We start from the raw sequence: 5,964 nt of genomic DNA on the forward strand, positions 1-5,964 counted from the left end.
GACTTTTCCTCTCCTTTTCTTATATACCGATAAATCAGAATTTAGAAGCAATGGCAAAGCAGCTTTACGATTACTGGTTTGTGCAATTTGACTTTCCAGATGAGAATGGAAGACCATATAAGTCAAGTGGCGGTGAAATGGTTTGGAATGAGAAGTTGAAACGTAAGATTCCTGCATCTTGGGAAAACAAAAATATAGAGGATATTGCTGATGTTTACAATGGTGCAACCCCTTCTACTATTAATGAACAAAATTATGGAGGAGATATTGTTTGGATTACTCCGAAAGATTTATCTGACCAGAAGCAAAAGTTTGTATATCAAGGAGAACGCAATATTTCGCAAGCAGGATATAATTCTTGCAGTACTCATTTATTGCCTCCAAATACAATATTGATGTCAAGCCGTGCGCCAATAGGTCTGTTATCTATTGCTAAGACTGAGTTGTGTACCAATCAAGGATTTAAGAGCTTTGTTCCCAAAGCGGAAAACATATCAACTTACCTGTATTATTATCTAAACATTCACATCAAGCAGATAGAACAACTAGGCACTGGAACAACATTCAAAGAGGTGTCTCGTGAAGACGTGCTGAAATTTCCAATTCTAAAGCCAAGTGATGCAATCTTGGATTTATGGGAAAAGCAAGTGTCAGCTCTTAATAACAAACAGTTTGTAATTCAAAAAGAAAACGAATTCCTTACTAAGCAACGAGACGAACTTCTCCCACTTTTGATGAACGGTCAAGTATCGGTAAATTCTGATTTAGCTGTCTCTTATATTACAATACTTCGTTAAATTTATACCTAATCCGTTGAGAACAAACAAGTTAATTGACAAAGTTTAGCAAAATAAAATAGGTCAAGTGGCTGATTATCATTATCTTTAATGGTATCCTACCACACATTAAAGGTATGAATAAGACAGCACTTGACCAATATGAGGAAATCGTAACCGATGCTTTGAAAAGTTGTTCGGCGAAGTTACGCAAAAGTTTTGAAACAGCATTCATCCAACTCATGATTTTGTATATGGTACTACCAAGAAAGATAAATTTCACACAAATGGGGCGTTACTCAGATAGCTCGGAACAACGCTTCCGACAGTTGTTTGAACGTGGGTTTGACTGGATGCAGTTCAATCTCTTCCTTATGCGGCAGCGGTTTGGTGAAAGCGCCAGGAAAGCCATTGCCATAGACGCAAGCTACATTTCAAAGTCGGGAAAGAAGACTCCCTTATATCGGCAAGTTCTGGTCGGGATGCGCTTCTGCAATGAAACGAGGATTGGAGATTCTCGGCATTGGCATTATCGACATTGATAGTCGGGACTGTATGATGCTACGTGCGGAACAGACACCGGACAAGGCGTATATGGAAAAGCAAGGCGAAGATTACAACCTTGTGGACTGGTATCTTGACGTACTCCGCAAATACAGGGACAAGTTGCTCGGCATAACACGTTATATCGTTGCGGATGCTTGGTTCTCAAAGGCTAAGTTCGTGGGTGAAGCCTGTCTGCTGGGATTTCATGTCATCAGCCGCCTACGTGATGATGCCGCCTTGTGGTATTCACATAACGGTGTCCGCACAGGCAAACGGGGACGACCGCGTATCAAAGGAGAGAAGATTGATTTTGAGAGACTCGACCTTCAGCATTGCGAGATTCTAGACATTGAAGGAGGAAGGGCTTACTCAGTCAAGGCATATTCAAAAGCAATGAAACGCAACATCAAAGTAGTGGTTCATTATCCGGAATCAGGAGGACATAAAATCTATTTCTCCACCGATCTTGACATGCCGGCCAAAGACATCATCGAATACTACCGTACACGATTCCAGATTGAGTTTTGCTTTCGGGATTCAAAGCAGTTTACCGGACTCAATGATTGCCAAGCAAGAGACTTGAAGAAACTCGACTTCGCTTTCAATGCTTCACTGGCCTCGGTAAACATCGCAAAGGTCATGCGGAAACAATACTATCCGTCGCTTTCCATCGGATTGCTAAAGGCCTATCTGAGTAATATTTATATGTTCAAAAGATTTTTTAGCAAGTCCGGTCTGAAACCGAACAGAACTTTTAATACTAAACTTATCCAAGAACTATTTGGCATAGTGGCAGAAGCCGCTTAGCCGATATGTTGAATTTTTAACGGACTGTTAAGACTATAAGTGAAAGTCACAAAATAGGCTGAAAGCTCAGTGGTCTTCCTCGCCCATTTTGTCTCTTTTAACCCAATTCGGTCGTTAGAACGAATAAAAATAGTCAGTCGCTTTACTTTTCTCGTTCTAATGACTGATTGAGGTTTATCCGCTAAAAGCCCTACTTAGGCCACATATCTACTATAAATTCTTTATTCCAGGCATCTTTCTCCGCTAAAACATATTCCGTTTCCCACTTGCCTAACGAATATCCCACTATATGCAATTCGGCTCCTGTCTTACCGGCCAGCTTAAACTTGCCGCTGGTGTTGACCTTGAACTGATAGTCGGAACCCGTTACTACACTTGCAGACAGATCTGTTGAAACAGAAGGACCTACTTTAACGAAAGGACCTCCGCAATAGGCTATATTGACTTCCGTCTTGAAATATACACCCAGGCTTGCAGCCACTTCACCAGAGTAAGTGATGTTGGTTCGATCTACATAGCAGTTAAACGAATGGTTGTATTCTTTATAAAAGACCCAGCCTCTGTCTCTTGCATAGGAAGGACCCAGCTTAAAGGAAGAATCAAAAGTCATGGGCAGAGTTATGCCTATCGTGCCTTTTGCATGTGCATTACAGTCCATAGTTAAAGTGGGTATAACCATGACCGAAATGTGAATGGGACCTGCTATCGGGAATACAACTACAATAGGAGGATAATAGACTAATGGGACTTCACCGCCGCTTGATTTATCCTTCACATCCCATTCAACGAACAGAGGACCATCCAGTTTGTACTCACCTGTGAAGTAGCAATCAAAGTTACGTAATTTGAACCAGGAAATGTTGATGCCGATTTCAAGGTCTAATGCTGTGTGGGTCTGTACATCCTTCAGTCCAATGCGTAAGCCTTTTTCTTCGTATGAATAATTGGTTATTCCATCCTTGTTGAAAATGTGCCATGTAGCTTCTTGGGCCAGCAGCTCTTCGGCTGTTGCATACTTTTTGCCATTGTCTTCTGTACCGCTGAAGATAACCACGCTGGGATGATAAACGCCGTCTTTGGAATAACGGTTCTTCAAGCCTTTCTCGCCGTAGTTAACATACAATTCCGTGCTCAGCTTGAAGTCGCCATGCTCTATCAGGTCTGCCAATGTACCTTGGGTTGTCGTCAGAATAGCATCCTTTCCGTTTGCCGATACATTTGATACCTTCCGAATGAAAGGTGGCGTGTCAATGCTGCGCCATATAGACAACACATCGTTCTTGTTTACCTTTGTCTTTATCTTATCCAGGTATGCCTGGCTCACACGAATCTGTGTTGTGTCAGCATTTAAGATCTCCACATCGTTCGGATTGATAAAATCAAAATAGTTGAGAGCTTGGGCATTTTCTGCAAGCTCAATTTCGCCTTTCTCAATAGGCGGATCGGGAGAAACATTGTTATCGTCATCGTTGTCACAAGATATTACCGTAAGTGATACGAAGAACAAGGCAAGAAAAGCAAACTTGCCTGATTTGAAAAAAGACCAATACTGCTTCATAAATGTGGATTATTTTACGCCTTCCAGGTTTCTTGGAAGAACCTGATAATACATGGAAGCGTGAAACCGGAACACCGCATTTTGAGTGGAGTCACAACAAAACAAGCATAACGCTTCCTCAATTGTTGATATACCTAATTTCCGCAACACTTTTGTACAAGAATAATTTAAAGCGCTGAGTAGTAATGTATTACCCAGTGCTTTGTCATGTCAGAAGATTCACTTAACTTCGTGTTGCAATAAAAATCAAACCAATCTTCAGCAGACATGGCTAAAGTACAAATAAAATTCGATTCAATCACACCTTTTGGCGGAATATTTTCAATCATGGAGCAATTTGATGCTCTTTTATCGGACGTAATCGACTCCACATATAGGACTGCGTAGCAGAACCTATGGTTACCAATACAGTGAAATCATCCGTTCTCTCATGTGCGTATTCTTCTGTGGCGGCTCGTGCATTGAAGACATATCCACTCATCTCATGCCCCATCTTTCCCTGCATCCCAAACTTAAAACCTGCAGCGCAGACACGATTCTTCGCGCCATAAAAGAACTGACTACAGACAACATAACGTATTCATCTCCAGACTCAGGTAAATCATATGACTTCAATACAGCTGACACAATGAACGAATTGTTGGTCAAGTCTCTCATTGCTACCGGAGAATTAATATTATATATAAGAACAAAATTATTAGAATTATGAAAGAAAACATCATTCAGGCGATAGTTGCGGAAATGCAGCGTGACTTAGATTGCCGACAAATGGCACGGCTTAAAGCTGTGCTTACATCAGAACTGCATAATGTAGAAATCATTGAAAAGAGCGATTGTGCCACACAGCAAACGCAGGAGAATGAACATCTTCTTAACTCTTTTATATCAGCCAAAAAGATAGAGGGATGTTCAGAAAAGACATTAACTTACTACCGTAATACCATTGAACGGTTGTTAGTCACGCTTTCATTGGCAATTTGTCACATTACGACAACAGATATTCGTACTTATCTATCCGATTATCAAGAAGAACACCAATCGAGCAAAGTGACCATTGACAATATGCGACGAATCTTTTCCAGCTTCTTTGCATGGTTGGAAGATGAAGATTATATCGCCAAAAGCCCGGTAAGACGCATTCACAAGGTTAAGACAGATTCACTTGTAAAAGAGGTGCTTTCTGACGAACAATTGGAGCAACTTCGAGATAGTTGCACGACCAAACGAGATCTTGCTATTATAGACTTTCTTTCATCCACGGGTATTCGTGTGGGTGAGTTGGTCAAACTGAGCCGTGAAGATATTGATTTCCACGAACGGCAGTGCGTGGTGTTCGGAAAAGGTAACAAAGAACGTGTTGTTTACTTCAACGCCCGTACCAAACTACATTTGCAACAATATCTTAATGAGCGAACAGACAGCAATCCAGCCTTATTCGTTTCCCTCAATTCGCCACACTCACGACTGACTATTAGCGGTGTGGAAGTTAGAATCAGAAAAATGGGGCAAGCACTTTCTATGCCAAAAGTTCATCCTCACAAGTTCCGTCGTACCCTTGCAACAATGGCTATCGACAAAGGTATGCCCATCGAACAGGTGCAGCGACTACTTGGTCATGTACGCATTGACACAACACTGCACTATGCCATTGTGAATCAAAACAATGTAAAGTTGGCGCATAAGAAATATTTGGGATAACTGAACCACAAGAATCTGCCTAAAATTATGTAACTTTGCATCCAAAACAGGATGTATATGACTAAGTTATCATCAATCGCAGATTATGTAACCGACAAAATCAGTAGCAACGATATTGCCTTACGCGAATATGTTACTACAGACTGCATATTACAAAACAAAAAAGGACGGGAAATTGCAACCAATCTTCCGCCACAGTCTTGTTGTCTCACTCGCTATCAACATGGCGATGTATTAATAGCAAATATCAGACCATATCTCAAAAAGGTTTGGTTTGCAGATATAGACGGTGGAGCCTCTTCTGACGTGTTGGTTTTTAGAGCTAAAGAGGGACATTCGCCAAGTTTTCTTTATGCCGTACTACTTCAAGATTCTTTTTTTGACTATGTAATGCAAGGAGCCAAAGGAAGTAAAATGCCTCGTGGAGATAAAGAGCAAATTCTAAGATATGAAATGCCAACACTTTCTTGTTCGGAGGAAAGCATTGGCACATTTTTCTTGAATCTTGACCAAAAAATCAGACTCAATGAGCAGATAAATCAGAATTTAGAGGCGATGGCAAAACGACTCTACGATTAT

At 41.0% G+C, this 5,964-nt stretch carries 5 protein-coding genes and 2 pseudogenes; 6 read left to right on the forward strand and 1 reads right to left on the reverse strand.

The window, feature by feature from the left end:
• From BN2628_RS00005 to BN2628_RS00010, 3 genes are all read left to right on the forward strand, one after another.
• Positions 1-797 (forward strand): restriction endonuclease subunit S (locus BN2628_RS00005; RefSeq protein ID WP_055095506.1); only part of this gene is annotated, 797 nt, incomplete at its 5' end.
• 116 nt (positions 798-913) lie between these two features.
• Complete coding sequence (locus BN2628_RS17320; RefSeq protein ID WP_005859047.1) at positions 914-1,318, forward strand: hypothetical protein; 405 nt, start codon at positions 914-916, stop codon at positions 1,316-1,318.
• 13 nt (positions 1,319-1,331) lie between these two features.
• On the forward strand, positions 1,332-2,129 hold the full coding sequence (locus BN2628_RS00010; protein WP_005859049.1) for a transposase: 798 nt from the start codon (positions 1,332-1,334) through the stop codon (positions 2,127-2,129).
• 190 nt (positions 2,130-2,319) lie between these two features.
• Here BN2628_RS00010 and BN2628_RS00015 read toward each other — a convergent pair whose 3' ends face one another.
• Positions 2,320-3,636: a hypothetical protein gene (locus BN2628_RS00015; RefSeq protein WP_257606321.1), complete on the reverse strand. Its 1,317-nt coding sequence runs from the start codon at positions 3,634-3,636 to the stop codon at positions 2,320-2,322.
• A gap of 318 nt (positions 3,637-3,954) precedes the next feature.
• Here BN2628_RS00015 and BN2628_RS16590 point away from each other — a divergent pair.
• The 3 genes and pseudogenes from BN2628_RS16590 to BN2628_RS00030 form a co-directional block, all read left to right on the forward strand.
• Positions 3,955-4,360, forward strand: a pseudogene (locus tag BN2628_RS16590) (IS1380 family transposase); the annotation flags it as partial.
• Positions 4,361-4,392: 32 nt separating this feature from the next.
• Positions 4,393-5,385 (forward strand): site-specific tyrosine recombinase/integron integrase, encoded by a 993-nt coding sequence (gene xerA / locus BN2628_RS00025; RefSeq protein ID WP_005859054.1) that lies wholly within the window; start codon positions 4,393-4,395, stop codon positions 5,383-5,385.
• A 57-nt stretch (positions 5,386-5,442) separates the two neighbouring features.
• Positions 5,443-5,964: pseudogene (locus tag BN2628_RS00030) on the forward strand (restriction endonuclease subunit S); the annotation flags it as partial.

This window comes from Gabonia massiliensis, from assembly GCF_001403595.1.
Lineage (GTDB): Bacteria > Bacteroidota > Bacteroidia > Bacteroidales > Coprobacteraceae > Coprobacter > Coprobacter secundus.